The following is a 25,528-nucleotide window of genomic DNA, read 5'->3' as shown; positions in this document are numbered from 1 at the left end:
GTTGGTGCGAGCGACAAGCTGTACGAGTCGGATGTCACGCCGGCAGTCGCCGTTCCGATAGCTCCGGTTTGGTGAGTGAGAGTCCGCCGCTGAGGCGAGCGTGGCTACAGCCCGCTCCCGTCAGAAGTGTTACGTAACTGTGTTTCTGTGAACGCTTTTGTTCCCACGAGAACAAGTTCGCATACGATGCGAGTCGATGAGTCCCCCGAAACTGATGCCGACATCGACCCGGCGACGGCGTTCTCGGTCATCGCGAGCGAGACGCGTCTGGACATCCTCGAGGCGCTGTGGCGCGCTGAGGACCGCCCGGTTCGCTTCTCGGAACTGTTTGATGCCGTGGATCTGTCCGACAGCGGGCAGTTCAACTATCACCTGCAGGAGCTCACCGGCCAGTTCGTCAGCCAGGGAGCGGACGGGTACGACCTCCGACACGCCGGGGCGCAGGTCATCCGTGCGGTGCGGGCGGGAACGTTCACACGGACGCCCGACATCGACCCGTTCCGGGTGACCGGCGCTTGTACGCGGTGTGGCGGCGGCCTGCTGGCCGAGTACGCCGACGAACAGTTCGCTATCGACTGCGAAGACTGCGGGAAGGCCCATGGCGAGTATCCGTTCCCGCCGGGCGGCCTGGTCGACCGGACACCGGCGGAAGTCGCGACGGCCTTCGCCGAGCGGGTGCGACACCTCCACTGTCTGGCCGCTGACGGCGTCTGCCCGGACTGCGCCGGCCGGATGCGGACAGATATATCTCGTGATGGCGACTGCTGTCTCGACGTGTCGGTCCGCGCCGAGTTCGTCTGTGAACAGTGTCGGCACGAACTCTGTTCGCCCGTCGGGCTGACACTACTGGACGACTCCCGCGTCACGGCGTTCTACGACGACCACGGCGTCGACCTGTCGAGTCGCCCCTACTGGACGCTCCCCTGGTGTGTCGACGACCAGTACACGACCGTCGAAGGCACCGACCCGTGGCGACTCGCGGTCCGGATTCCGCTGGCCGAGGCGGAACTGACCGCCTATCTGGACAGGGACCTCCAGCCAGTCGAGTTCGAGCGGCAGGCCTGCGGGCACTGAGCCGACCCGCCGGATATACGGTTGGGGCTGTGCCCAGCGAGCTATTTTCCCGCTGACTGAAATCGTCTTCAGGAGAGGGCCGGTACGCATCTCCCGCAGAAATATCATTCAGATTATATTTATCGCGTTTCGGGACCATCGTTTCACTGTAATGTACCAGCCTGCGCCCTACGCCGACCCCGAACTGTACAGACCGACGTATCCGCCGCTGACCGTTCGTTCCCTCCTCGGAGTGCTGACTGTGTATCTCGGCTTCCTGGCGATACTCTCACTGAGTCCGGTCCTTGTGCTGGCGGCGCTGGCCTGTCTCTTCGTCGCTATGTGGTAACCGGGCGCGGGGCTTTTGCCCGTCCCAGCCCTCCGTCCGGCCGTGCGGGAGTTTGACTTCGAACTGGCGCTGTGTGCCCACCTCGAACGCGAGGGCCACCTGGTGAGCCGCCAGCTCGGCGGCGCGGTCCACGGCCGGCGAGTGCTCGATACCGTCGTCGTCGAGCCGGGACCGGAGTTCGAGGAGCGGGCGGCCATCACCGCCGAGCGGCTCCCGACGGCCACCATCGAGAGCGACGTCGGTCCGGGTCGGGCGCGGTACTGGAAGGACGCCTTCGACTGCCACCCCGACCGCGCCGAACGGGCCGTCGAACTGGCGGTCGAGCGAGGGTTCTTCGAGCGCGAGCGTCGCGGCGGTCGGACGTACGTCCGCCAGACGACGCGATACCCCGACTGGGTCGGCGAAATCGTCGCCATCGAGAACAAGCCGGACCTGGGCCGGCCCGGCGACCTCGAATCGCAACTGCGGACCGACGTGTCGCTCGCGCTCGCCGACCGCGTCGTGCTGGCGACGGCCTCCTACGTCACTGGAGCCCACCTCAACCGGATCCCCGACGAAGTCGGCGTCTGGCGGTTCGACGCCGACAGCGGAACGATAGACGTCCGTCGGAAGGCGACACCACTGCCGACCGACGATACCGGCGTCGAACTGCTGGAGGAGGGGCCGGTCCGGACGGACGTGCGGATCGTCGATTCCGCTGAAAAGGCCCGCGCGCGTCGAAAACTGGCCGAGCGAGCCTACGGCAAGGGATGGCGGAGTTTCGACTACCCAGCGTGTGACCACTGTTCGCCCGACAGCGACGGGAGTCCGTACTGCCAGTGGAAGGATCGAGCTGTCCGCGAGAGCGACGAATGCGGCCCGGACTGCGGGGGCTACGAGGCGGCCGACCCGCCGGCCGTCGACGGCGACTCGCTCCGGGCCGAGCGGACGCCGTGGCGGGCGGACCCCGACGGGCGCAGGCGTCGCCAGTCGGGACTGGATCGGTTCGGCTAGGAAAAGTCGTCAACGCTACCGGTCGTCGTCGCTTGACGACGCGTTATCGGGCGGGACGCCGCCATCGCCAGCGGTCGGACGGCCGTGCTGTTCGTAGTTGTCTTCGGTCACCGTCGGAGCCTCGGTTGCGACCTGCGCCGCGTGCTTCCTTCTGGCCTGATAGTTCGCCGCGGCCGCGAGCCCGATGCAGGCCACCAGTCCGACGACGAGCACCCAGTCGATGCTGCCCACGATGCCCTGTTGGGCGGCGACTGCGAAGACGCCGCCACCCAGCGACAGCCCACCGACCTCCGCGATGCCGCGCCTGTCCATATAGCGGCATTATCCGCCAGTACCTATAAGCTACGGCCTGTTTCACGGAGCCGAACGGGCCATTAGAGCGTGAACCGCTCGCCGTCGAGTCCGATGTCGTCGGCGAAGGCCCTGTCCGCGGGGACGTAGTGCGCGGTGTGGACGATGCGGTAGTCGTCGGCCCCGATGTCGGCGGCGAAGTCCCGTGCACCGGTCAGGGTCATGTGTTTCGTCCCGAAGGTCCGCGGAACGCCGTCCTCGTCGTGGTGCGTACCGCCTTTCGGGTGATACTCGCAGGCTTCCGGATGGACGATGCCCTCGACGAGCGCGAGGTCGGCCCCGGTCAGCACGGATTTCGAGCGGTCGGGCACGTCGTAGCAGGTGTCGCCTGAAATCGACAGCACCGCGCCGGTCTGTGGTTCCTCGATTCGCAGGCCGTAGCACAAAAGCGGCGGGTGGGTGACCGGGACGAGCGTCACTTCGAAGCCAGCGACGGTGAACGGCTCGAAGGGGGTCTGTGCGTGGACCGACACCGTATCGAGGTAGTCATAGCGGCTCCGGACGCCCTCGGCGACGCTCTCGCCGGTCACCGGGTCTGTCTCGTCGGCGGCGTGGACCGGAAGTTCGTCGAACAGGCGATAGGCGTTGCCGAGGCCGTCGAGGTGGTCGAAGTGGACGTGCGTGACGATAGCCGCGTCCGGCAGCGGGACCGACTCGCGGAGGAACTGGTGGCGGAAGTCCGGGCTCAGGTCGATGAGCAGCGACTCCCCGGTTTCGTCGTTCGCCACGGCCACGGAGAACCGCGACCGCTCAACGCCCCCGGTCGGGTCGATGCCGCGCTCGCGGACGCGGGCCCGGAGTTCCTGGTCGGGGTCGCGCGCCCGTTCACACGTCTCGCAGTCGCACTGGACAGTCGGCGTCCCCGTCGTGTCGCCGGTCCCAAGCAGCGTGACCTCCATTACCGTCCCTTCGGAGGGCGACCCGCCTAAGCCCCTCGCTTTCGTTACTGGGTGTCGGCGATGTCCTCCGGATCGACGCCCTGTCGTTCCATCGTCGCCGCCAGCAGGGACTGTGCGCGCTCGTCGGAGAGGTCGTCGAACAGGCAGTCGAAAAACCCTTCGAGCAGCGCCGGTCGGATGCGCAGGTCGACGTACTCGACCTGTTTCCCGGCGATAACCACGTCTACGTCCCACTCGCCTTCGTCGGGGTCGGTCATGCGAACGTCGACCCACGACTCCGCGGGGTCGTCTGTCTCGGTGAACACGTCGTCGTCAGCCATGGCTACAGGGAATGTCCCCTGTATTGATAAGTAAATCGCTGGTACCGACGGCCAAAACGGACGCTTAAACAAGTGAGACGCCGCTCAGTGGTCGTGGTCGTGATCGTGGTCGCTGCCGCCGTCGCCGGAGAAGCCGCCGCTCCCGGCGACCAGGGCGTCGGCGTCGCCGTCCATCATGTCCATGTTCTTGAGGTTGTCCCGCTCCTCGAAGTCGATGATGGCGTCTTCGAGATCCTGTTGCGTGAGCGTGGTCCGTTCCTCGGTCAGGGCGTTGAGGACGGCCTCACGGAGCACGAGTCGGAGGTCGCTGCCGGTCAGCCCCTCGGTTAGCTCCGCCAGCGTCTCGGGGTCGAAGTCGTCGATCTCCATCTGCTGGGTGACGATACGAAGGATGTCCGCGCGCATCCCGTGGTCTGGCTTGGGGAAGTTGACAATCTCGTCGAAGCGCCGCCAGGCGGCGGCGTCGAGCTGGTCCGGGTGGTTCGTCGCGCCGATGAGCAGCACCTCGTCCTGAATCAGGGATATCTCGTCGATGCTCTTCAGCAGGGTGTTGACGGCGCGCTTGATGGCGGCGTGTTCGTCGGAGGACCGGGTCTTGGCGACGAAGTCGAACTCGTCCATGAACAGGATACACGGCGAGAGCCGCTTTGCGACCTCGAACACCTTCTCGACGTTCTTGGCCGTCTCGCCGAGGTACTGGCTGGTGATCATCGACAGCTTCACTTCGACAAAGGGGAGGTCGAGGTCGTGGGCCAGCGCGCGAGCGACGCTGGTCTTGCCGGTCCCCGGCGGACCAACAAAGAGGAGTTTGCCGATCTCTCGCAGGCCGATACGGGCGAGGTAGTCGCGGTGCTCGATGGCTTTGACGATTTTCTGAATCTCGTCTTCCTGGTCGGTGGTCAACACCAGGTCGGCCAGGGTCATCTCCACCTCTTCGGGGGCGCGCACGTCGACCAGGTCCAGCATCTCCTCGTCGTCCTCGTCGTCGGTGTCGAACGCCTCCTCCAGTTTGGCGTCGATGAACGCGCGGTCGGCGCGCGACGGTCGGTTCTGCTCGCGGGCCCGCTCGTAATCCGCACCCTCGACCTGGTCCTCGAAGGCTTTCGCCAGAACCGGGTTGTCTTCGAGGGCCGCGGCGTCGACCCGTTCGAGGAACCACTCCTCGGCGAGGTCGCGGTCCGTCATGGAGATGCTCCCCGAGAAGTCGTCGCGGTCGGTGAACATCAAGCCGGAGATGGCCGCCCAGGGCCGCTCGACACCGGTGGCCTCGCTCGCGGTTGAGTTGGTGACCGACAGCGGCCGTTCGATCTCGCCGTCGCTCCAGAAGACGGACCGGTACGAGGCCGGCAGGTCGTCCGGCTCAAGGTCCCGCCGCTCGCTGTAAATAGTGGCCGTCAGCAGAAACTCAACGACATCCAGTTCCGGATTGCTCATTCCCACTGATGTTACCACGCAACCGGTATAAGTCACTCGAAGCCCCGATGGCCGACACCAAGGTAATATACCACCTCTGTGTGTTTCAAACATGGCAGCTGATAACACATTACTCGCAGTGTATCGGAGCCGCATCGGCGAGCCGACGACCGACGACGAGGCCTACGGGTACTGGCTGTTTGTCATCGGCATCGTACTCGGAATCGTCGGCCTGCTTCTGTTTTACCTGACAGCATCGCGGAGCACGCCCCGGCAGTTCGGCTATCTGCTGGGAGCTATCGGGCTCATACTGCTGTTTGCGGGACCGACGATCAGACTGCCGCTGACACGGCGTGGGCTGATACTCACCTATCTCGGTGCCGTAATCGGACTGGTCGCGATGGTGTGGTTCACCATGTTTTATCCATCGAACTGGACCGGTCCCGAGGGGAACCCGGCAGTGACGCTGTACATCGTCGGCCTCGGGCTGATGGCAGTCGGTGCGGTCGTTTCCCCGCTGCTGACCGGGCGGAAGGAAGCCTACGACGAGGCGGTTCAGACAGCGCAGGAAGCAACCGAAGTGGCCGAGCAAGCCACACAGGACGCCGACCAGGCGTCCCGGGAAGCGACACAGCAGTCTGAAGTTGCCGACCGAGCGACCCGCAAGCGCAACAGGCTGGCAGAGGAGTTGGCGACCAGCGAGGCCGCCCGCGAGGAACTCGCGACCGTCACCGAGGCGACAGAGGCGGAACTCGCCGCGGCCCACGCCACCATCGCGGCCGCGATGGACAGCAAGGCGACGTTCGAACTGTACGAGGACTCGGCGGGCAAGTACCGCTGGCGGCTCCGCCACCGGAACTCCAATATCATCGCCGACAGCGCACAGGGCTATTCGTCGCGCCAGAAGGCGATGCAGGGGCTCCGCAGCGTCCAGTCCAACGCCGCCGGCGGGACCGTCGTCTTCTTCGAAGACGCGACCGAGGACGACACCGCCGAGGACGTGCCGGTCGTGCCGGCTCCCGAAAGCGACGCGACGTTCGAACTGTTCGAGGATTCGGCCGGAGAGTTCCGCTGGCGCTTGCGCCACGACAACGGCAACATCCTCGCCGACAGCGGCGAGGGGTACGCCTCGAAGTCGAACGTCCGACGGGCGCTGCAGAGCGTTCGCGCGTACGTCCCCGGCGCGGCGTATCTCAGGGTCGACCCCGTCGCCTACGAGGTGTACGCCGACGCCGCCGGCCAGTTCCGCTGGCGCTTGCTCCACCGCAACGGCAACATCCTCGCCGACAGTGGCGAGGGGTACAGCTCCCGGTCGAACGCCCGGCGGGCGGCCCGACGGGTGAGCGAACTCGCGCCCGACTCCGAGGTCGACGACGGCTTCGAGGTGTATCAGGACAACGCCGAGGAGTGGCGCTGGCGGTTGCGTGCGGCCAACGGCGAACTTGTCGCCGACAGCGGCGAAGGCTACGCGAACCGGTCGAAAGCCATGGATGCCGTCGAGCGGGTCCAGTCATACGCCGCCGACGCCGACCTGCTGGATATCGGGAGCGCAGCGTTCGAAGTGTACGAGGACAAGGGCAACGAGTGGCGCTGGCGGCTCCGCCACCGGAACGGCGAGATCATCGCTGACTCCGGCGAGGGGTACGCCGAGCGCAACAAAGCCGTCGCCGCCATCGAGCGGATCAAGCGCCACGCCCCCGGTGCAACACAGGAAGAGTAGCGGCGACCGAGACGCCCCGGCGGGCAATTCCCCGTAGCGAGGAATAGCCGAATTAATTAAACAGGGTTCGGTCGAAGTTACACCTATATGACAATAGATGCCCTCGAAGCGGCCGGACTCACGCGCATGGACGACAGCAACATCGCGGCGTTTCTGTCGAACCAGCGGGTCGGCGTGCTGGGCCTGCCGACCGAGAACGGACCGTACATGATTCCCCTGTCGTTCGGGTACGACGGTGACCGCTCGCTGTATTTCACCTTCATCGGTGGGTCGGCGAGTCGCAAACAACAGTTGACCGAGGCGGCAGCGAACGCGGCCGTGCTCGTGTACAAGGTCGAGTCGATGTTCCACTGGGAGAGCGTCCTGCTACAGGGCGGTATCGAAGCCGTCCCCGAGTCCGAGTGGGACGAACTCGCGGACGTGCTCGATACGGCGTGGCGGCCGGAGCTGTTCGAGGACGCCATCGAGGACGGCGACATCACAGTCTACCGGTTCCGCATCGACGAAAAGGAAGGGCTCAGACACGCCGGCCTGCCGCCGGGGTTCGAACAGGAGTGAGCCCACTGTTCGACTGTTCGGGAAGCGGGTGGCCCGGTCGGAGACAACGGTTCCCCCACTGTGTAGAGTTTGTCAGGTTTTAACACAGGCCGAGACGTTCCGTTGTCCATGCCCACACCTGTCATCGTGGATGCAGTCAGAACGCCACAGGGAAAGGAGGACGGCGCACTCGCCGGCGTCCGGAGCGAAGACCTCTCGGTGCCGCTTATCAACCAGTTGCTCGCGTCGACTGGCGTCGAGGCCGACGACGTCGACGACCTGCTGTGGGGGTGTGCCCAGCAGCGCGGGGAACAGGGCAACAACATGGCCCGGGTCATCGCGTTGTTGTCGGACCTCGGCGAGAGCGTCCCCGCGTCGACGATCAACCGCTGGTGTGCGTCCTCCGCCGAAGCGCTGATGCGGGCCGCCGACGCCATCGCGGCCGGCCAGCGCGACGTGCTCATCGCCGGCGGCGTGGAGTCGATGTCCCGCGTACAGATGGACGAGAACACCCACAACGTCCACCCGCGGCTGGCCGAGCACTACAACATCGGCGAGCTTCAGATGGGAATGACCGCCGAGAAGGTCGCCAGCGAGATGGCGGTCAGTCGGCAGGAACAGGACGAGTACGCGCTCCGGAGCCACCAGCGCGCCGCCGACGCGACGGAGTCTGGTCGCTTCGACGACGAGATCGTCCCCATCGAGACCGAGGACGGGCAGTTCAAAGCGGACGAGGGTATCCGTCCCGACACCACGCTCGAAAAGCTGTCCCAGCTACCGACAGTGTTCAAGTCGGACGGGTCAGTCACACCCGGCAACGCCTCGCAGGTTTCTGACGGCGCGGCGGGACTGATGGTCACGTCACGCGAGTTCGCAGAAGACCGCGGGCTCGACATCCTGGCGGAGATCGGTTCCCACGAAGTCGCCGGCGTCGACCCGACCGTGATGGGTATCGGGCCGGTCCCCGCCGTCCGGAAACTCACCGAGCGCACCGACCGTGAGACGGACGACTACGACCTCGTGGAACTCAACGAGGCCTTCGCCTCCCAGTGCCTGTACTGCCAGCGCGAACTCGGCTTCGACGACGACATCTACAACGTCAACGGCGGCGCAATCGCCATCGGCCACCCGCTCGGGGCCTCCGGCGCGCGCCTCCCGGTGACGCTCGTCCACGAGATGAACCGCCGTGACGCCGAACTTGGCCTGGCGACGGAGTGTGTCGGCTTCGGCCAGGGTGCGGCAATCGAGTTCCGACTGCCCTGACTGGCTGCTATCGGTGCGGTTTCAGTACTCTACCGCGGGCCGTCGTTTTCGAGTGCGTTCCATCGTTTTCGAGTCCGCTGTTTGCGAACGGTGAGGCGCTCGCGCGAACGATATGAGAGAAAAGACAGTCGCTAATCGGCAGCCATATCGCCGGCCGCCGTCGCCTCAGCAGGACTCGTCAGTGAGTGGATGTAGTCGTCGAGGTCGAGCGCGAAAGTGGCGTCGGTCGGGAGGTCGACCCACGAGAATTCGAACTCCGCGCCGCGCTCCTCACCCGTCCCGGTGACAGTGTGCACCCAGTGGTCCCGGGACTCGTGGACGGGAAGGTGGTAGAACGACCGGACGTACCGCTTCGGGGGCGATTCGCGACGCGTCCAGACGTCGGTGGCGATGTGTTGCAGGCGCTCGAAGGAGGCGAGACCGCTCTCCTCGACGGCTTCCCGTTGGACGGCGACCCTCGGTTTTTCGCCCGGTTCGACGGTTCCCTTCGGTATCTGTAGCCCGTCGTGGCCCGGCCCGTCGAACACCAGGAGTTCCGATCCGTTTCTGGTGATGTAGGCGCAGGCTTTCTTCACGTACGTCGCCCGCTCTGGTTGCATACTATGCGGTAGCGACAGCAGACATATAGTACTATCCACATATCTGCCTAAAATCATATTAGGACACCGGATGGCTGAGAGGAGGAGTGAGCGGGCGCAGTACGCCGGTAGCGGGGCACCCCAGTACACTGACGCCGTCATTCTCGGTAGCGGATACGCACTGTGATGGTGGCAGTTCCGGCAGTAGATGATCCTCTCTAAATATTAATTTTAGGTAATATTAAAAGGATTAAAGTAGTGTCAACCAGGAGTACTGTGTATGGACGGTCACATCACACCCGAGGAGTGGGAGCGAATCGAAGCGTTCGCACAGAAACCGAGCTACCTGCGCCGCCCGGAGCATCTACTCCCCGAAGAAGCCACGGAGGACGAAGAGAGCGTGGACGGAGCGGTCGCGGGCGACTGACAGGAAGCCGTGTTCTGCAGAACCGACCACACCTGACCCGTTGTTGTTCGTTCTCGGAGACTTATCAGACTCGCTTCCGTTGAGATAGCCATGAGTCTTCAGTCGATGTTCAATGACATCCCGTTTGTCAAGCAGCTAGGGATGGAAATCACGGCCGTCGATGACGGCTATGCAGCAGGCGAACTCCCGTTGGAAGACGGTCATTCCTCGAACCCCGAGTCGATAATCGCACACGGTGGCGTCACGTACTCGCTCGTCGACACCGTCGGCGGGGCGGCCGTCGTCTCGCAATCCGGCACCGTCTCGCCGACGGTCGACATGCGGATCGATTACCTCGCGCCCGCAACCGCCGATTTGCGGACTGAGGCGGAGGTAATCCGGAGCGGCGGGAGCGTCTCCGTCGTCGACGCAGAAGTGTACGACACCGATGGCCATCACATCGCGAGCGCTCGCGGCACGTACAAGACGGACGGCGACCGCGGCGAGTCGCCGTGGACAGAAGGCGTCGACGAGTCAGACGTTACACGGCTTACCGACGACTAGTCGCCACTGACCATTTTCATCCCGTCGCGGACGGACTCCCGACGGCCCAGCAGCGTCACCATGTCGCCTTCTTCGAGGACGTAGTCGGCCGTGGGTACTTCGGCGTTATCGTGGAGTTCGCCACTGACGAGCGCGACCAGACAGGCGTCGGGCAGCATCGGTCCGACCTCGCTGATCGGCTTGCCGATGAGGTCCGGGTTCTTGACCTCGACCTCCTGAACGTCCCCGCTGCGACCGATATCGGTCATCCAGTGGGCGATGGCCGGGCGCTCGATCTGGTTGTCGATGGCCCAGGCCGTCGCCATCGCCGAGGAGATGGTCCGGACGCCGAGGTCCTCGAAGGCCTCGACGTTGTCCGGGTTGTTCGCGCGGGCGATGACGCGCTCGACACCGAACTTCGAACTCGCAAGCTGAGACACCAGCAGGTTCGCGTCGTCGTCGCCGGTCGCCGCGACGACAGTCTTGGCGTTTTCAGCCCCGGCCGACCGCAACATGTCGGTGTCGGTGCCGTCGCCGATTTCGACGGCATAGCCTTCGTTGCGGGCTCGTTCGACGCTCTCTTCTTCCTGCTCGATGATGACGACGTTCTCGCCCCGGTCTTCGAGGCGTGCGGCGAGCGCTCGGCCCACCTGTCCGCCGCCGACGATGATGACTCGCATTGGTATCACATCCAGTTTTTCCGCGATGAATCGCGCCAGCCCGCCCTCGAACAGGGCGGTCGCAAAGATGACGAGGAAGACAGTGCCCAGCAGGATATCCGCCTGCGTCCCCAGTAGTTCGGCCTGTGCCCCGGTGACCTCTTCGGCTGCAGCGTTCAGTTCGACGGCAAACAGCGTGGCGACAGATGCCGGAATAATACCGCGCGGGCCGACGAAGCTGACGAACAGTTTCTCGTTGGTCGTAAACCGGTCACCGACGGCCGAGACGAACACCAGCAACGGCCGGATGACCAGCGCGACGGCGAGGACGACGATGATGCCCGCCAGCCCGACATCGATGAGCGAGGCGAGTTCCAGTTGCGCCGCCAGTGCGATGAACACGAACGACAGCACCAGCAGCGTGATGTCGCCTTTGAACTCCTCGATGTCTTCCTCGTAGGGGTGGTCGACGTTCCCGAGCGCCATCCCCGCCGTTGCGGCGGCGGCGACGCCGGCTTCGGTCGCTATCGTGTTCGCGCCCGCGTAGGCGATGAGCGCCCCGGCGAGCACGAGCAGTCGGGAGTTCCGCGGTGCGTCACCGGGCGAGAGGTCGACGTACTGGAGGAGGTAGTACACGATGCCGGCGACGATGAGACCGACGAGCAGCCCCGTCCCCAGTCGAAGTGCGAACGCCCGCAACAGCCCCTCGCTCGACGCCGCAGGGTTGACCGTCTCGAAGATGACGACGGCGATGATCGCCGCGGTCACGTCGTTGACGATCCCCTCCGTCTCCAGTGCGGCAGCGACGCGGTCCCGAACTGGAACGACGTTGAGAATCGGCGTGATGACCGTCGGCCCGGTGGCGACCAGCAGCGCACCGATCAGGAACGCGAGGTTCCAGGAGACGGCCGCAGAGTTGAACGCGAACTTGACGGCGATAGCGGTGCCCACCAGTGCGATGGCCGCACCGACGGTAACAAGCCTGAACGTCGCGGCCGGGGCCTCCCGCAGGCGGTCGAACCGGAGGTGGTAGGCCCCCTCGAAGACGATGATTGCGACCGCTAAGCCGACGATGGCGGACAGCGCCCCGCCGAAGGTGCCGTCACCGATGATTTTCAGTCCGGGCTGGCCGATGATGACACCGACCAGTAAATAGAAGATGATACTGGGCACCCGCAGGCGCGCGGCGAGGACCTGTGCAAGGACGCCAAGTCCGATGATGCCGGCGACGAGCGGAATCAGTATCCCCGAACTACCAGCCACAGTTGGCCTCCATCTGTCCGGCCTATCGCGTCGCCCTCGTATAAACGCACTCACTCAGCGGTACACGAGGACTCTATCGGGAGCCCAGTCCACGGCCGATGTGACGCTGGCTATGCTTCGCGGTTGTCGAGGGCCACGAGCACGCCACGGACGTTCAGCCGCATCTCGGCGCGACCCTTCCGCTCGCCCCAGAGGTCGGTGTCGGCCCGCTCGAGGAAGTAATCGATGACAGCCTCGTCGTCGTCGAGTTCCTCGCGCTTGCGCTCGACTTCGGCGACCCACTCGGGCAGTATCTCGGCGTACGTCTCCAGTTTGTCGCCGGTCTCGGCCGGGCCGTAGTGGCCGAACATGAGGATTTCGGGGTCGAGGTCCTGTAACATCGCCACGTCGTCGAGGGCCCCCTCCAGCGTGAAGTTGACCGGCGGCGTCGTGACGTGCATCTCGTCGGTCGACGGCGTGTAGATACCGGCGGCGTCGGCGGTGAACACACCGTCGACGACGGGGTCGTAGAAGACGACCTGGTGTGGGGCATGGCCCGGCGCGTGCATGACGTCCAGCGAGTGGTCGCCCAGGTCGATCACGTCGCCGTCGGACAGCGTCTCGATGCGGTCCTCGGGGACTGGAATCGGCTTCCCGTAGTACTCGATCTGGTCGCCGACGGCGTGTTTGGTCCCCTCCCAGAGCCGCTGGGGGTCGACGAGGTGTCGCTTTCCGGACTCGTGGACGTACACCGTCGCGTTCGGACAGTCCTCGACGAGGTAGCCGGCCCCGCCGGCGTGGTCCAGATGGACGTGCGTCGCCGCGATGACCTCCAGGTCCTCGGGCGCGATACCGACCGACTCCATCGCCGAGAGGATGTTCTCGTGGCGCGCGCCGATGCCGGTGTCGACCAGCGCCGGCCGCTCGGCGTCGATGATGTAGACGGAGCCGTACTCGGCTACGTCGTACATCCCGGTGTCGACGTAGTGGACGTCTGTGCAGTCCCCGACCGTCACCTCGTAAACGTCACCGATTCCCATACACTTCCTCGTGACCGGCGGGGGCAAAACCGTTGTGCTGCGGCTGTCCTGACAACCAATAGTCAAGAAGGGCAAAGCCATTTACCCGGAATCAGAAACACCACTGTATGTACGACGCCGTACTCGTTCCGACCGACGGCTCCGAGGGGTCCGTAACCGCGGCCGAACACGCCATCGACCTCGCACAGCGCCACGACGCGAGTCTGCACGCGCTGCACGTCCTCGAAACCGAGCAGGTAGTCGAGCAGATTCCCGATTTCGAGGACAGCAGCATCTTCGACCGCCTCGCCGCCGCCGGCCAGCAGGCCGTCGACGACCTTCGCGCGCAGGCCGAAGACGCCGGCATCGACACGGTGACCACGGCGGTCGAGCAGGGCGTCCCCCACGAGGAAGTCGTAGACTACGTCGAGCGCAACGACATCGACGTCGTCGTGATGGCGACGGAGGGGCGGACCGGGCCGTCCAAGGAACTCATCGGCAGCGTCACCGAGTCGGTGGTTCGGGCCTCACCGGTGCCGGTGCTGGCGGTCAAGGTCGGCGGCGAAACGTAACGGAGGAGACGCACAAGTCGACAGTCGGGCCAGCCCCACCGCGGGACCGACACGACTAATTTCTGCCGTCGAGAACCGTCGTCCATGTTATCGAGACAGTTCGTCCGGGAGCACCCCGAGACGGTCCGTGACGCTATCGAACGGAAGGGCGTCACGGGCGTGGACCTCGACGAAATCCTCGAAATCGACGAAGAGTGGCGGGAACTGAAGGCCGAAGGCGACGGCCTCCGGCAAGAACGCAACGAAGTGTCGAGCAAGATCGGCCAGCTCAAACAGGACGGCAAGGACGAGGAGGCACAGGAGGCCATCGACCGCTCGCAGGAACTCAAAGACGAACTGCAGGAGGTCGAGGAGCGCGCCGACGAACTGGAGTCCCGGTTGGAAGAAGCCCTGCTGGAACTGCCGAACGTCCCCCACGAGTCGGTCCCGACCGGCGAGGGCGAGGCCGATAACGTCGAGCGCTACCGCGAGGGGTTCGACGACCTCCGGGACCTGCCCGACGAGGTTATTCCACACTACGACCTCGGCGAGGACCTGGACCTGCTCGACTTCGAGCGCGGCGCGAAGGTGTCCGGCGGCGGCTACCAGTTCGTCAAGGGCGAGGGCGCGCGTCTGGAACACGCCCTCATCCAGTTCATGCTCGATGTCCACCGCGAGCAGGAGTACGTCGACGTGCTTCCGCCGATTCCCGTCAACTCCGATTCGATGGAAGGGACCGGCCAGCTCCCGAAATTCGACGAGGACGCCTACCGCGTCGGCGCGCGCCAGGACGACGACTACGACAGCGACGACCTGTGGCTGCTTCCGACAGCGGAGGTGCCGGTCACCAACATGTACCGCGGCGAGATCCTGCTGGACGACGACCTGCCGGTCAAACACCAGGCGTTCTCGCCGAACTTCCGCCGCGAGGCCGGCGAACACGGGACAGAAACGCGGGGCTACGTCCGCGTCCACCAGTTCCACAAGGTCGAACTCGTCAACTTCGTCCGGCCCGAGAACAGCTACGACCGGCTCGAAGGGCTGCTAGACGAGGCCGCGGAAGTGCTCGACCGCCTCGAACTGCCCTACCGCGTGCTCGACATGTGTACCGGCGACATGGGCTTTACACAGGCCAAGAAGTACGACATCGAGGTGTGGGCCCCCGGCGACGACATGGCGAACGGCCCCGACCGCGGCGGCCGCTGGCTCGAAGTCTCCTCGGTGTCGAACTTCGAGGACTTTCAGGCGCGCCGCGCCGGCCTTCGCTACCGTCCCGAACGGCACGAATCCGCCGACTACCTCCACACGCTGAATGGCTCTGGTCTGGCAGTCCCGCGTGTCCTCGTCGCCATCATGGAGTACTACCAGAACGACGACGGCACCATCACCGTTCCCGAACCCCTTCGCCCGTACATGGGCGGCCAGGAAGTCATCGAAGGCTCCGAGAAAATCGGCGAGAGCGCCGTCGGTGCCGGCGAGAAGGAGTAGGCGGCCGCGGTCCGCTGTGTTCGGCCAGCGTTCCGCGTTCCCGTATGCGGTGCGTTACACGGCACCATATTTCAACACACCATTATATTCATCCGTCAGCACCGTCGAGGTATGCCGGACGACGCTTTCGGGCAGATGGTACTGGACTTCCGCCGCGACGACCTCGCCGAGCGGCCCCGCTATCGCCGCGACGACGACGATTTGACCGAGGCGCATCTGGCGGGCTACTTCGAGCAGCCATCGGACTGGCATCCCATCGAGCGGGACCTGTTCTCGGCGGTGACGGGACGGGTCCTCGACGCCGGCTGTGGCGTCGGCCGGCACGCGCTCGCGCTGCAGGAGCGTGGCCACGACGTGCTGGCCGTCGACCGGAGTCCGGGGGCCGTCGCGCTCGCCCGCGAGCGCGGGGTCACGGACGCAGTGGTCGGCGACCTCCGGCGGCCGCCGGGCAATGGGTTCGATACCGTCGTCGCCCTGGGCAAGCAACTCGGCCTCGGCAGTTCGCTGGCCGACCTCCGGACGACGCTCAGCGAACTGGCGGCGGTGACACGGCCCGGTGGCCGTCTCGTCGCCGACGTGGACGCGCTCGACCGGGCGGACCCGGAGACTGGCGCGGCCCACCTCGCCCAGCCCGGTGTCGCCTACCGGACCTTCCGCGTCGAGTACGACGGGCTGGCCGGCCCATGGACGGACTTGCTACTGATTACACCATCGAGGTTCCGCGCCGCGGTTAGCGAGACGCCATGGACCGTTGACGCGTTCATCGGGACCGAAACCGACGGGTCGGCGTACGGCGTTCGGCTGTCGCTGCCGGGACAGTGACACAGCAAATCCGAAAGCAGTCGAGCCTCAGCGCGTGTACGTCTCGATGCGCTCGATATCGTCCCCGGCGAACGTGAACACGTCGACGAAACCGACGATGCACTCGCCGTCCGTATCGAGCAGGCGGCCGCGGGCGACGACCTCGGCTGTCGTCGTGTCGTCGCCGTCGGTCGACTCACCCGCGCTGTCTTTCTGGCGACAGTAGAGGCCGTCCAGCGGGTGCGTGGTGTCTGTCTGGGGTCGCTCTTCACGCATGAACTGTACGAACCGGTCCCGGCCTTCGATAGTCTGATCGGGGCGGTCGTGGACGAACGACGGGGCGAGCAGCGAGGCCAACTGGTCGTAGTCGTCGCCGTCGATGGCGTGGTAATAGGCCCGTGTACGCTGACGGAGATCGGGTCGCGTCACGGGCCTGATTCGGGTTCCTCAGGGGTGTCTCTATCGCTCTCCGTGTCAGATGGCTCGCCGTCTGTTTCCGGGCCCGAACCGTCGTCCGGCTCGGGGTCGACCGCTGCTCCCGTGTCGCCGTCGTCGGCCATCGGGTCGGCCAGGTCCAGTTCGACTGCGTCGTCGGTCTCCGTCTCGGAGGCGGCGGCGTCCGGCGACGGGCCGGCAGTCGACTGCTCGCCGTCCGGCGTGTCCTGTGCCGCGGAGTCGTTGTTTCCATCGATGACCGTGTCGGGTGGCGCCTCAACCATCGTGGTCGGAGTCTCTTCCAGCGGGTCCGTCGGCTCGGTGTCGGCTTCACTGGCGGCCAGTTCGGCCTGTATCTCCTCGATATCGGCGTCATCGACGTCCGAGATATCACCCTCTCCGTCGGGTACCGACACTGACTCCGGCGGCGCGCCGCCGGCCGACGTCGCCTCAGATTCCGGCGCTGACGGTTGGTCTACGGGTGCAGTCGATTCGTCGGTCGAAGGCGGCGGATTCGTCGACTGGTCAGCTGTCCCCGCTGGTGTCGTCTCCTCGGCTGGTTCTGCCGCCGGTCCGTCGGCTGCGTCTCGCATTTCGTCGGCCGCATCGGCGGCTTCGGGTGATGGCATCGAATCCAGCGCCGACTCGGTAGCCGACGATGCTGTCTCCGACAGTTCGCTGTCTGTCCGTTCGACTTCCTCGTCGATATCCACGTCGAGCGAGGTGTCCACAGCTGTCTCGTCCTGTGTGAGGAACGCCGGCCGGTCGTCGTCCTCCTCCTTTTCCAGCGTCTCCAGGTCCGGCGGCCACGGACCGTCGGGGTCGGGCGGTTCCTCGTAGCCGCGGGCGGTTTCCAGCGGCCCCTCGGCGTCGTCCCGGAGTTGCTGGCCCTCGGCTCCGTTCCCGCTAGAGTAGGCGCGAGCGGCCTGTGTGAGCCAATCGCTGGCCTGCCACAGCGAGTTCGCCTTTGTCTTTGCGTCCTCGTAGATCGGTTTCAGGGACTCGTCGTCGACGAACCGGACAGCGGTGTCGAAGTGGTCCTCGGCGGCTTCGAACTCCTCGCGGGCCTGCTGGAAGTCGCCCTGTGCGACCATCCACTCCGACTCGCGGAAGGCCCCCATCGCCGACGTGAACGCGCGCCGGCCCTCCGTGTAGTGGGCGTGGCCGACGCGGTAGCGGGCGAACGCGGTGTCGTCGCCGCCGGTGTCGGCGATGGCGTCCTTGATCTCCCCGACACGGGGGAGTTCCTGAAGGTCGTCGGTACTCCAGGCGTACTGCACGTCGCCGTCGTGGTCGATGACGACGACGGCGCGCTCGATGAGCTGCTGGCCGATGTCGTCCACGAAATCGAGCCCGTACTCGCGTGCGACATCGTGGTCAGTGTCGGACAGCAGCGGGATGTTCAGGCCGTAGCGGTCGGCAAAGGCCCGGTGGCTGTACACCGAATCCGGGCTGATACCCAGGATGCTCACGTCCTTCTGCATCGTGAAGAGGTCGAGTTCGTCCAGGTCACAGGCGGTGTCGTCACAGGCCGGGTTGAAATCCGCCGGATAGAACGCGAGGATGACCACGTCCTCGCCGAGGTAGTCCGACAGCCCGACTCGCTGGCAGTCGCCGTCGACGAGCGCCGGTAGTTCGAACAGTGGTGCCGCCGTCCCCTCTGAAAGCACACGTTGTACAACCAAGCCCGGCTATAACAGTGTTTGCACAGTGTCACTGAACGAGTCGCTTTTATTCGCCAGCGTAGTAGCGCTTGTGTGGAACTGCACGTCCGGTACGAGGGTGACGACGACCCCGACAAATGTAGCGCGCGGAAACTGGCCCGGCTGGACGAGGCCGAACTCCACCGCGCGACGCGGTCGACGCCGCCCGGCATCGTGCTCAACCCCTTCGCCGAGCAGGCACTGTCTCCGGCGGACCGACCGACCGCCGGCGACGGCGCTCGCCACAGCCGTCTGGTTGCACTCGACTGTTCCTGGGAGACCGCCGAACGGGAGGCGTTCGACCTCGAAGGGGTGCACCGCTCGCTCCCCTTCCTCGTCGCCGGCAACCCGGTCAACTACGGCACGGCCTTTCAGCTCAATACGGTCGAAGCCTTCGCGGGTGCGCTCGCCATTCTCGGGGAGCACGACCACGCCGAGCGGATTCTCTCGACGTTCTCTTGGGGCCACACGTTTCTGGAACTGAACGAGGAACCACTGGAGCGGTACGCGAACTGCGAGGATTCGAGCGACGTCATCGACGTGCAGGACGACTACCTCGCCGAGGAGTAGTCATTTGGGCGTTGCTGGCTTTTCGAGGAGCGGCGCATCACAGTGTGGACAGGCCCGCCGTGCGTGTGCCTCCAGTACATCTTCGATGCGTTCTCCGCAGGCTTGGCACCGCATGAAAGTAGTTAGCATCCAGACAATAATGTAGCTTCGCCTTCATTTTTCAGGGTACTTACCAGAACCCGGCCCCGATTCCAGCCGGCGCGTCGGGTGGCGTAAGCGGGCTCGTCGGCAGGTCCGCGTCCGGGTCGGGGTCGTTGTACCCGCCGGGCGCGACGTCGTTCGGCCCGGCAGGGTAGCACAGCGACGCCAGCGCCTGGATGTGGTCGCGGCCGACGCCGAGTTCGAACTGCCCGCCGCCGTACAGGTCGATGCCGTGTTCCTCGCAGTAGTCGATGGTTTCGAGCACCGACTCGACAGTGCCACAGCGGGACGGCTTCATGTTGAGCCACGCCGGTTCGAACGGCAGCGCCTCGATGCTCTCGACGCCGGTAATAGGCACGTCCCAGGTAACGCGCGCTTCTCGACCGTCGAAAATCGGCCGGGTCGCCTCGGTCAGGTCGGGGTCCTCGACCAGCGCGTCCGGGAGGCCGGTGACGACGCGGCGGTAGAACTCCGGGTCGGCCTCGACATCGACATCAGTCCCCTCGTACAGCCCTTTCAGGTCCAGCACGCGAACGTCGTAGTCCGTCAGTTCGTCGACGAGCGCCTCGCTCCAAGACGGCGTGGGGTCGAGCTTGAACGCCAGGTCTCCGTAACGTTCGCACAGCATCGCCAGTCTGTCAGCCGTCGGTGGTGTGTCGTCGTCCGGGTCAGAGAGCCGCGTCGAGACGACGAAGTTCACCGGGTCGTACTGCCGGCCGAGCGCCGTCCCGAGGTCCGTGTCGGCCTGCTTCAGCGCCAGGTCAAGCGCCGCACTCTCGAACCCCCAGCGGCGGTAGTGGCGAAAGCGCTCCTCGTCGGGAGGGGCGGGCCACAGGTCGGCCGCTTCCAGTACCGCGGAAAACGAGTCGACGGAGTACTCGCCGGCCAGCGGAGAGTCCGCACCTTGCAACGTATCGCTGTCCTGCAGCGCGTCGTGGGCTTCAGTCGTGTACGTCACGTCCTCGCCGCTGCCGGTCTCGCCCGCACCGGAGAGCCGGATAACGGTCGTTACTCGGTCGAACCCGCTGGAAGTCGCCCGCTCCAGCCGCTCGAACGTACAGCTCTCGACGGTGACCGACAGGTCCGCGACCTGATCGTACATACTCCGGCTTCGCCGCTCGGGCATCTAAAGCCGGCGGCGGCCTGAAGTGTCGCGATATTCGCAAACGGCCAGAAAGCCCTCACGGAATTCTTCCCGGACCGAAACTCAAAGCTTAAACGCGCGCACCGGAAAGAAGCGCGCATGGCTAGCTTCGAGACTGCGTCCGACCGACTCCTCAACAAGCAGATCTGCATGCGGTGTAACGCTCGGAACCCACAGCGCGCACAGCAATGCCGGAAGTGCGGCTACGGAAACCTGCGTCCGAAGGCGAAAGAGACCCGCAGCGCCTGATTTTCGGGTCAGTTGCCGCCGGCATTCGGTGGCGGTTCGTCGCCAATCAGCTACTTCTCAGTGGGTTCTCTGTCCGCTGATTGCCGGTCGAGCGTCGCCATGCGAACCGACGCGTGTGAGACGATGAGCTCCAGCAGCTTTTGATCTTCTTCCCCGACAGCCGTCCCGTCCGTCGTGACCGATATGACGACCGTCGTCGTGCCTTCATCGTCCAGAACCACTGCCGATACGCAATCGGTGACAGACTCGGGGACGTCGGTGGAAAACGGCCGGTCGTGAACGGTGACCTCACCCTGTTGCTGTGTCCGGACTTCCTGTGCGAGCGAGCCGACGACGTCGACCGGCACGGTTCGAATAGTGTTCGCGAGCGCCACTGCATCGCCGTCCCTGAGCCGGATGACGGCCGTCTCCTCCATGCCGGTCATCGTCCCGAAGGCCTCGACGACGAAGGCGGCGACGCCGTCGACGCTGGGGGCGCTGGCGATGGCGCGTCCGTAGTTGTTCACGTCGGCCGCCTTGCCAGCGAAGGCCTCGATGCGGTCGCGCTCGGCCGCCAGTTCGCGGAGCCGACTGCGGCTCCGGGCGTCGTACAGCCCGACCAGAACGCCCGCCAGCGCGCCGACGGTGACGAGGTCCACCGTCAGGTACGACGCTCGGGCGAGTGAGCCGGAGGTCACGCGCTGGCTGAACAACAGGAGCGCCGCGATGGCGGCAAACGCCACGGTCCCGCCGGCGGCCCACGCGGCCACTCGGGACGTGGCCCCCTCGAACACCGTGTCGCGAACGAGCCAGACGCCCGCGTACGCTATCGCCAGCCCCATCGCCGCAAAGGGGAGCGCATCGACCGCGACCGCCACCGGAATCCGGGTCTGCTGGAACGCATGGAACACCTGCATAGCGGCCAGTACGACGCCGGAGAGCGCCAGGGCCGCCCCCGTCAGAAGTCGCTGGTTCATGGAGTCGAATATCGGCCCTATCACTAGAGCGTTGCGCCGGTTTCGAGGGGTTACTCGTCGGGGTACTTCGGCTCGCGGCGCTGGGCTCGTTCGAGGGCGCGCTCGACGACCTCGCGGACGTCGCCGTGGAAGACGCCCCCGTGGCCAGAGTACATATGTTCGACGCCTGCCGGCATTCGGTCGAGAATGCGCTCGATGCTCTCGATGAGGCGCTCGCGGGACTGGCCGGGGCGGTCAGTGCGGCCGAAGGAGCCGCCCTCGAACGCGCCGTCGTCGTGGACGACCACGTCGCCGGAGAACAGGGACGACTCGGAGACGAGCGAGACGTGGTCGTCGGCGTGGCCCGGCGTGTAGACGACCTCACAGTCCTCGTCACCGACCGTGAGCGTGTCGCCGTCGGCGAGTTCGCGGTCCCGACGCGGGTGGGAGCTGTAGGCGTACAGCGGCACGTCGAAGGCGTCGAGGACGGCGTCGAGCTGCTGGACGTGGTCGCCGTGCTGGTGGGTCAAGACGACGGCGTCGAGCGTATCGACGTGCTCGCGGATGACGTCGACGACGCCGCGCATCGCGCCGGCGTCGACCAGCGTCGTCTGCTCGCCGGTCGCGAGATAGGCGTTGCAGGTGAACGTCTCGGCCTCGGCGGTGACGTTGTGAACGTCCATACACGAAGCCTGTGGCGCGGCCCGCTTGAGTGTACTGTCCGCCGGCAACCCGACCGGAATTGGGTATCTCGACTCACAGTGTCGAGAAAATATCGAGTATCAAACACGATAGTGTCGCCGAGTGATTTTTCACTAAGAACGTCATAGTTGTACACGTACCATGGGGTTCGGGAGCTACGACGAATCGGAACAAGACAATCAGGAGTACGACACAGACTTCGAGGACGAGGACGGCCTCGATGCTGAAGAAAACGCCCACGAGGGCGACATCGAGTACGAGTTCACCGCGTCGAACGACGAACTACTCGATAGACTGGAAGACATCAAGGACAACCAGAACACGTGAAATCAGGGGCACGGGCCCTCGGCGTCGCGGAGTCGTATCGGGCGGAAACCAGTCAGTTCGCTGGCGCCGTCGTCCGCGCCAGCAGAGTGGCCGACGGCTTTGTTTTCAGTACTGCTACAGTCGGCGGGAGCGACGCGACCGAGACGGTGTGTGCGATGGTCGACCGACTGGACCGCGAGGACGTTCGTTACCTGTTGGTGGCGGGTATCGCGCCGGCGTGGTTCAACATACTTGACCTCGAACAGATTCACGACCACACCGACCTGCCGGTCGTCTCGGTCACCTTCGAATCCTCCCCGGGGCTTGCGGGAGCCATCCGCGAGGCGTTCGACGACCCCGATGTCGTGCAGGACCGGCTGGCGACCTACCGTGCCCAGCCGGAACGCCGACCGGTGACGGTGAACGACGAGACAGTGTACGTCCGGAGTATCGGCCTCGACGACAGCGCCGCCGCGGATGTCGTCCGCGCGTTCACACCAGAGGGCGGCCGTCCGGAACCCCTCCGGGTCGCCCGACTGGCTGCGCGGGGACTGGTCGAGATGGAGTGACTCACGCAGCGGGAGCGACCGACCGGATGCGGTATCGTATTGCCCATCGGTACAATGGACCGCCCGGATTCACCTACTTCAGCTACCCCAACGACTTATTAGCTATTACTAAGTTAGAGATGAGGATTTGAACGACAAACGCGGTAGCAATATTCTATCGTAGATTGTATTTAGCAATAGCTAAAGATAGCCTGATTGTCCGGCACTGTGTTTGTAGAGATACAATGGCAGAAAGCAGAACGCAGGCGAGGAATGCTGTAGAGCCCGCAGAAACGAGCGAACAGACGAACATCAACAGTAGCGTGACCCGGTCCGAGGGCGACCAGCCGACAGAGCACAGCGTGTACGGCACGCGCCAGCAGGACAGCCAACTCGTGTTCTTCGACGGCCAGTTCCCCGACGCGGAAACGGTTCGCAGCGGCGACGTTCAGGAACAGACGCTCGCCGCGCTCGACCAGATTCGTGCCATGGCTGCCGAATCCGGTCTCGAACCGCGTGACCTGATGCGGACGACGGTGTACCTCGCGGAGATGGACCAGCTACCAGCGGTCAAGCGAGCGTACGCGGCGTTTTTCGACGGGCAGCGACCGTCGCGGACCGTCGTCGGCGTGGCACGCCTGCCGAACGACGCGGCGGTACAGATCGAAGCGACGGGTGTAAAGCGGTAATCGCTGCCAGATCTGGACAGTTGTTGTCGCTGAAGCCAGCGGAACCGGATTCCGACCGAAAGCGTGGCGATGGACCGCTGCGTTTGAGAGCCCCCGGCGCAAACGACGGGGCATGGAGCAGATGGACGGCCTCGACGTCGTCGGCTGTGAGCGCTGTGACGAGCTCTGTCGCTCGCGCTCGCGAATCGTCAACGGCGTCGGCCCGGCTGACGCGGACCTGCTGTTCGTCGGGGAGGCCCCCGGCGCGAACGAGGACGAACAGGGCGAGCCGTTCGTCGGCCGGAGCGGCGACGTGCTCGACGAGGCGCTGCGCGAGGCCGGCCTCGACCGCGGCGACGTGCGCATCACCAACTGTGTGCGCTGTCGCCCGCCGGACAACCGCGACCCGCGAACGGGTGAACTCGCGAACTGCCGCGACTATCTGGAGACGGAAATCGACCGCGTCGACCCCGAAGTCGTCGTCACGCTCGGGAAAGTGCCGGCCGAGCACCTGCTGGAGCGTGACGTCGCCGTCACCGGCGAAGCGGGCGACGTGTTCGACGTGGCTATCGCCGGCCAGCCACGCCGCGTGCTCGTCTCCGTCCACCCGGCGGCGACGCTGTACGACCCCAGCCAGCAGGAGACGTTTGAGGCCGCGATAACGACTGCCGCAGAGTTCACCGACGCCCAGAGCGGACAGTCGCGACTCGGCGAGTTTTAAAATAGTCGGGTAGTGCGGCCCGGAACCGCTACTTCGCTGCGATATCCATCGCCTCTGCCTTCGTGTCGACCAGCGAAATGTCGACACCAGAAATCTCGCCGACCCGGCTCTTGAGCGCCATCTTCTTGATCCCCTCGGAGACGATGACCCAGTCCGTGATACCGAACTCCTTGCCCGCCTCAGCGGCCTCCTGTGCTCGCGTGAATACGTCGTCGTTCAGTGACGCCTCCATCTGGAGGTTCGAGATATGCGTATCGACCGCCGGCTGTGAGGCGAGTTCCTCGAACCGCTCATTGACTTTCGCAAACGTCTCGTCTGTCATCTCCATCTCTTCGGGAAACTCAGCGATGAGAACGTTACCGTCGACGTACAGAACGTCTGTAATATCAACCATCAGCGGGCGTATGCGGTAGGTGAATAAAACTGGGCCGGCCTATTTTCATAGTTGATATCCTTATCAGGTCCGGGTGTCTGACTGTAAGCGACACCTCCCGCCAGACAGTGGTCGTGCCGAAGGCTTGTTCGAACAGGAAGTCACTTAGCCCCTGTTCGCCTACGGTCCCGTATGAGTGTCAGACAGACGACCGCGGACGTGGTCGTCGTCGATTACGGACTGGGGAACCTCCGGAGCGTCACGCGCGGGCTCGAACGCGCCGGCGCAGAGGTCTCCCTTTCGGAGGACCCTGCGGAGTTCGACGCGGCCGACGGCATCGTCCTGCCCGGCGTCGGGGCGTTCTCCGAAGGAATGGACAACGCCGGGCCGTTCCGCGAGGCGCTGGTCGAACAGGCCGAGGCCGGCAAGCCCCTGTTCGGGATCTGCCTCGGGATGCAGATGCTCCTGACGACGAGCGAAGAGGCCGACCACGAAGGCCAGGGCGACGCCGAAGGGCTCGACCTCATTCCCGGGAAGAACGTCCGGTTCAGCCGCGACCAAACCGTGCCACACATGGGCTGGAACGAACTCGACGTGACGCGGGACCATCCGCTCGTCGAGGGCGTCGACGGCGAGCACGCCTACTTCGTCCACTCCTACTACGCCGTCCCCGACGACGAGAACGCGACGGTGGCGACGACTGACTACGGGGCCGACTTCGCCTCCATCGTCGCCAACGACGCCGGCAACGTCTTCGGCACGCAGTTCCACCCGGAGAAATCGGGCGAGACGGGGCTGCGCATCCTCCGGAACTTCGTCGACTACTGCCTCGACCACTGAGTTCTGGA

General features: G+C 65.2%; 31 protein-coding genes. 18 read left to right on the top strand and 13 right to left on the bottom strand.

Translation table 11 applies throughout. The annotated features are described in order from the left end of the window. Positions 1 to 186 precede the first annotated feature (186 nt). From VI340_RS15415 to VI340_RS15405, 3 genes are all read left to right on the top strand, one after another. On the top strand, positions 187 to 1,074 hold the full coding sequence (locus VI340_RS15415; protein ID WP_336329569.1) for a helix-turn-helix domain-containing protein: 888 nt from the start codon (positions 187 to 189) through the stop codon (positions 1,072 to 1,074). 151 nt (positions 1,075 to 1,225) lie between these two features. Then, positions 1,226 to 1,402, top strand: a complete 177-nt coding sequence (locus VI340_RS15410; protein ID WP_336358681.1) for a hypothetical protein — start codon at positions 1,226 to 1,228, stop codon at positions 1,400 to 1,402. Between the two features lie 42 nt (positions 1,403 to 1,444). Further along, positions 1,445 to 2,395 (top strand): DUF5787 family protein, encoded by a 951-nt coding sequence (locus VI340_RS15405; RefSeq protein ID WP_336358680.1) that lies wholly within the window; start codon positions 1,445 to 1,447, stop codon positions 2,393 to 2,395. 15 nt (positions 2,396 to 2,410) lie between these two features. Here the strand turns inward: VI340_RS15405 and VI340_RS15400 are convergent, their stop codons facing one another. From VI340_RS15400 to VI340_RS15385, 4 genes are all read right to left on the bottom strand, one after another. Then, on the bottom strand, positions 2,411 to 2,707 hold the full coding sequence (locus tag VI340_RS15400) for a hypothetical protein (protein WP_008307076.1): 297 nt from the start codon (positions 2,705 to 2,707) through the stop codon (positions 2,411 to 2,413). Between the two features lie 62 nt (positions 2,708 to 2,769). Next, complete coding sequence (locus VI340_RS15395; protein WP_336329566.1) at positions 2,770 to 3,645, bottom strand: MBL fold metallo-hydrolase; 876 nt, start codon at positions 3,643 to 3,645, stop codon at positions 2,770 to 2,772. A 44-nt stretch (positions 3,646 to 3,689) separates the two neighbouring features. Beyond that, a complete protein-coding gene (locus VI340_RS15390) occupies positions 3,690 to 3,965 on the bottom strand; it encodes a hypothetical protein (protein ID WP_008307078.1) in 276 nt (91 codons plus the stop codon). Between the two features lie 84 nt (positions 3,966 to 4,049). Continuing rightward, complete coding sequence (locus VI340_RS15385; protein WP_336358679.1) at positions 4,050 to 5,399, bottom strand: ATP-binding protein; 1,350 nt, start codon at positions 5,397 to 5,399, stop codon at positions 4,050 to 4,052. 91 nt (positions 5,400 to 5,490) lie between these two features. Between VI340_RS15385 and VI340_RS15380 the strand changes: the two genes are divergently transcribed. From VI340_RS15380 to VI340_RS15370, 3 genes are all read left to right on the top strand, one after another. After that, positions 5,491 to 7,098, top strand: a complete 1,608-nt coding sequence (locus VI340_RS15380) for an HVO_2922 family protein (protein WP_336358678.1) — start codon at positions 5,491 to 5,493, stop codon at positions 7,096 to 7,098. An 87-nt stretch (positions 7,099 to 7,185) separates the two neighbouring features. After that, entirely contained in the window at positions 7,186 to 7,656 is a 471-nt protein-coding gene (locus VI340_RS15375) for a pyridoxamine 5'-phosphate oxidase family protein (protein WP_049942749.1), read from the top strand. Between the two features lie 108 nt (positions 7,657 to 7,764). After that, positions 7,765 to 8,898 (top strand): thiolase family protein, encoded by a 1,134-nt coding sequence (locus VI340_RS15370; protein WP_336358677.1) that lies wholly within the window; start codon positions 7,765 to 7,767, stop codon positions 8,896 to 8,898. A gap of 131 nt (positions 8,899 to 9,029) precedes the next feature. On the opposite strand, the gene VI340_RS15365 is transcribed toward VI340_RS15370, so the two are convergent. Continuing rightward, positions 9,030 to 9,497 carry an NUDIX hydrolase gene (locus VI340_RS15365; RefSeq protein WP_336358676.1) on the bottom strand — a complete coding sequence of 156 codons (468 nt, stop codon included), beginning with the start codon at positions 9,495 to 9,497 and terminating at the stop codon, positions 9,030 to 9,032. Positions 9,498 to 9,756: 259 nt separating this feature from the next. On the opposite strand from VI340_RS15365, the gene VI340_RS15360 reads away from it, so the two are divergent. Both VI340_RS15360 and VI340_RS15355 read left to right on the top strand, forming a co-directional pair. Next, the gene (locus VI340_RS15360; protein WP_008307084.1) at positions 9,757 to 9,903 is read left to right on the top strand and encodes a hypothetical protein; all 147 of its coding nucleotides are present in this window, start codon (positions 9,757 to 9,759) and stop codon (positions 9,901 to 9,903) included. Positions 9,904 to 9,993: 90 nt separating this feature from the next. Further along, a complete protein-coding gene (locus VI340_RS15355; protein ID WP_008307085.1) occupies positions 9,994 to 10,446 on the top strand; it encodes a PaaI family thioesterase in 453 nt (150 codons plus the stop codon). Here the strand turns inward: VI340_RS15355 and VI340_RS15350 are convergent. Continuing rightward, positions 10,443 to 12,347 carry a cation:proton antiporter domain-containing protein gene (locus VI340_RS15350; protein WP_336358675.1) on the bottom strand — a complete coding sequence of 635 codons (1,905 nt, stop codon included), beginning with the start codon at positions 12,345 to 12,347 and terminating at the stop codon, positions 10,443 to 10,445. The genes VI340_RS15355 and VI340_RS15350 overlap by 4 nt on opposite strands. A 110-nt stretch (positions 12,348 to 12,457) precedes the next feature. Beyond that, positions 12,458 to 13,366, bottom strand: coding sequence for an MBL fold metallo-hydrolase (locus tag VI340_RS15345; RefSeq protein WP_336329562.1), 909 nt, complete (start codon positions 13,364 to 13,366; stop codon positions 12,458 to 12,460). 107 nt (positions 13,367 to 13,473) lie between these two features. Here VI340_RS15345 and VI340_RS15340 point away from each other — a divergent pair, with 107 nt between their 5' ends. The 3 genes from VI340_RS15340 to VI340_RS15330 all read left to right on the top strand — a co-directional run bounded on the left by VI340_RS15340 (position 13,474) and on the right by VI340_RS15330 (position 16,206). Continuing rightward, positions 13,474 to 13,917 carry a universal stress protein gene (locus tag VI340_RS15340; RefSeq protein ID WP_008307088.1) on the top strand — a complete coding sequence of 148 codons (444 nt, stop codon included), beginning with the start codon at positions 13,474 to 13,476 and terminating at the stop codon, positions 13,915 to 13,917. An 84-nt stretch (positions 13,918 to 14,001) separates the two neighbouring features. Continuing rightward, a complete protein-coding gene (serS, locus tag VI340_RS15335; RefSeq protein WP_336358674.1) occupies positions 14,002 to 15,384 on the top strand; it encodes a serine--tRNA ligase in 1,383 nt (460 codons plus the stop codon). A gap of 111 nt (positions 15,385 to 15,495) precedes the next feature. Then, positions 15,496 to 16,206: a class I SAM-dependent methyltransferase gene (locus VI340_RS15330; RefSeq protein ID WP_336358673.1), complete on the top strand. Its 711-nt coding sequence runs from the start codon at positions 15,496 to 15,498 to the stop codon at positions 16,204 to 16,206. A gap of 27 nt (positions 16,207 to 16,233) precedes the next feature. Here VI340_RS15330 and VI340_RS15325 read toward each other — a convergent pair whose 3' ends face one another. Beyond that, a complete protein-coding gene (locus VI340_RS15325; RefSeq protein WP_008307091.1) occupies positions 16,234 to 16,614 on the bottom strand; it encodes a nuclear transport factor 2 family protein in 381 nt (126 codons plus the stop codon). Further along, positions 16,611 to 18,290: a redoxin domain-containing protein gene (locus VI340_RS15320; protein ID WP_008307092.1), complete on the bottom strand. Its 1,680-nt coding sequence runs from the start codon at positions 18,288 to 18,290 to the stop codon at positions 16,611 to 16,613. Before VI340_RS15320 ends, VI340_RS15325 begins: the two co-directional genes overlap by 4 nt. 87 nt (positions 18,291 to 18,377) lie before the next feature. Between VI340_RS15320 and VI340_RS15315 the strand changes: the two genes are divergently transcribed. Then, positions 18,378 to 18,893: a DUF367 family protein gene (locus VI340_RS15315; RefSeq protein ID WP_008307093.1), complete on the top strand. Its 516-nt coding sequence runs from the start codon at positions 18,378 to 18,380 to the stop codon at positions 18,891 to 18,893. Positions 18,894 to 19,062: 169 nt separating this feature from the next. On the opposite strand, the gene VI340_RS15310 is transcribed toward VI340_RS15315, so the two are convergent. Beyond that, entirely contained in the window at positions 19,063 to 20,136 is a 1,074-nt protein-coding gene (locus VI340_RS15310; protein WP_336358672.1) for a hypothetical protein, read from the bottom strand. Positions 20,137 to 20,277: 141 nt separating this feature from the next. On the opposite strand from VI340_RS15310, the gene VI340_RS15305 reads away from it, so the two are divergent. Next, positions 20,278 to 20,427: a 50S ribosomal protein L40e gene (locus tag VI340_RS15305; protein ID WP_004960523.1), complete on the top strand. Its 150-nt coding sequence runs from the start codon at positions 20,278 to 20,280 to the stop codon at positions 20,425 to 20,427. Between the two features lie 50 nt (positions 20,428 to 20,477). Here VI340_RS15305 and VI340_RS15300 read toward each other — a convergent pair whose 3' ends face one another. Next, positions 20,478 to 21,383: a hypothetical protein gene (locus VI340_RS15300; RefSeq protein WP_336358671.1), complete on the bottom strand. Its 906-nt coding sequence runs from the start codon at positions 21,381 to 21,383 to the stop codon at positions 20,478 to 20,480. Positions 21,384 to 21,433: 50 nt separating this feature from the next. Beyond that, positions 21,434 to 22,045, bottom strand: coding sequence for an MBL fold metallo-hydrolase (locus VI340_RS15295; RefSeq protein WP_336358670.1), 612 nt, complete (start codon positions 22,043 to 22,045; stop codon positions 21,434 to 21,436). A gap of 160 nt (positions 22,046 to 22,205) precedes the next feature. On the opposite strand from VI340_RS15295, the gene VI340_RS15290 reads away from it, so the two are divergent. The 4 genes from VI340_RS15290 (at position 22,206) to VI340_RS15275 (ending at position 24,307) form a co-directional block, all read left to right on the top strand. After that, complete coding sequence (locus VI340_RS15290; protein WP_004515979.1) at positions 22,206 to 22,391, top strand: DUF5786 family protein; 186 nt, start codon at positions 22,206 to 22,208, stop codon at positions 22,389 to 22,391. After that, a complete protein-coding gene (locus VI340_RS15285; RefSeq protein ID WP_336358669.1) occupies positions 22,388 to 22,939 on the top strand; it encodes an endonuclease dU in 552 nt (183 codons plus the stop codon). Before VI340_RS15290 ends, VI340_RS15285 begins: the two co-directional genes overlap by 4 nt. A 224-nt stretch (positions 22,940 to 23,163) precedes the next feature. Then, positions 23,164 to 23,607, top strand: a complete 444-nt coding sequence (locus tag VI340_RS15280) for a RidA family protein (protein ID WP_008307101.1) — start codon at positions 23,164 to 23,166, stop codon at positions 23,605 to 23,607. A 112-nt stretch (positions 23,608 to 23,719) separates the two neighbouring features. Then, the gene (locus VI340_RS15275) at positions 23,720 to 24,307 is read left to right on the top strand and encodes a uracil-DNA glycosylase (RefSeq protein ID WP_336329557.1); all 588 of its coding nucleotides are present in this window, start codon (positions 23,720 to 23,722) and stop codon (positions 24,305 to 24,307) included. 28 nt (positions 24,308 to 24,335) lie between these two features. On the opposite strand, the gene VI340_RS15270 is transcribed toward VI340_RS15275, so the two are convergent. Further along, positions 24,336 to 24,701, bottom strand: a complete 366-nt coding sequence (locus VI340_RS15270) for a hypothetical protein (protein ID WP_008307103.1) — start codon at positions 24,699 to 24,701, stop codon at positions 24,336 to 24,338. Between the two features lie 171 nt (positions 24,702 to 24,872). Between VI340_RS15270 and hisH the strand changes: the two genes are divergently transcribed. Further along, positions 24,873 to 25,520 (top strand): imidazole glycerol phosphate synthase subunit HisH, encoded by a 648-nt coding sequence (hisH, locus tag VI340_RS15265; RefSeq protein WP_008307104.1) that lies wholly within the window; start codon positions 24,873 to 24,875, stop codon positions 25,518 to 25,520. Positions 25,521 to 25,528 lie beyond the last annotated feature (8 nt).

Source organism: Haloarcula sp. CGMCC 1.6347, from assembly GCF_037078395.1.
Classification (GTDB): domain Archaea; phylum Halobacteriota; class Halobacteria; order Halobacteriales; family Haloarculaceae; genus Haloarcula; species Haloarcula amylolytica.
This window is presented reverse-complemented; position numbering and strand designations above follow the sequence as displayed.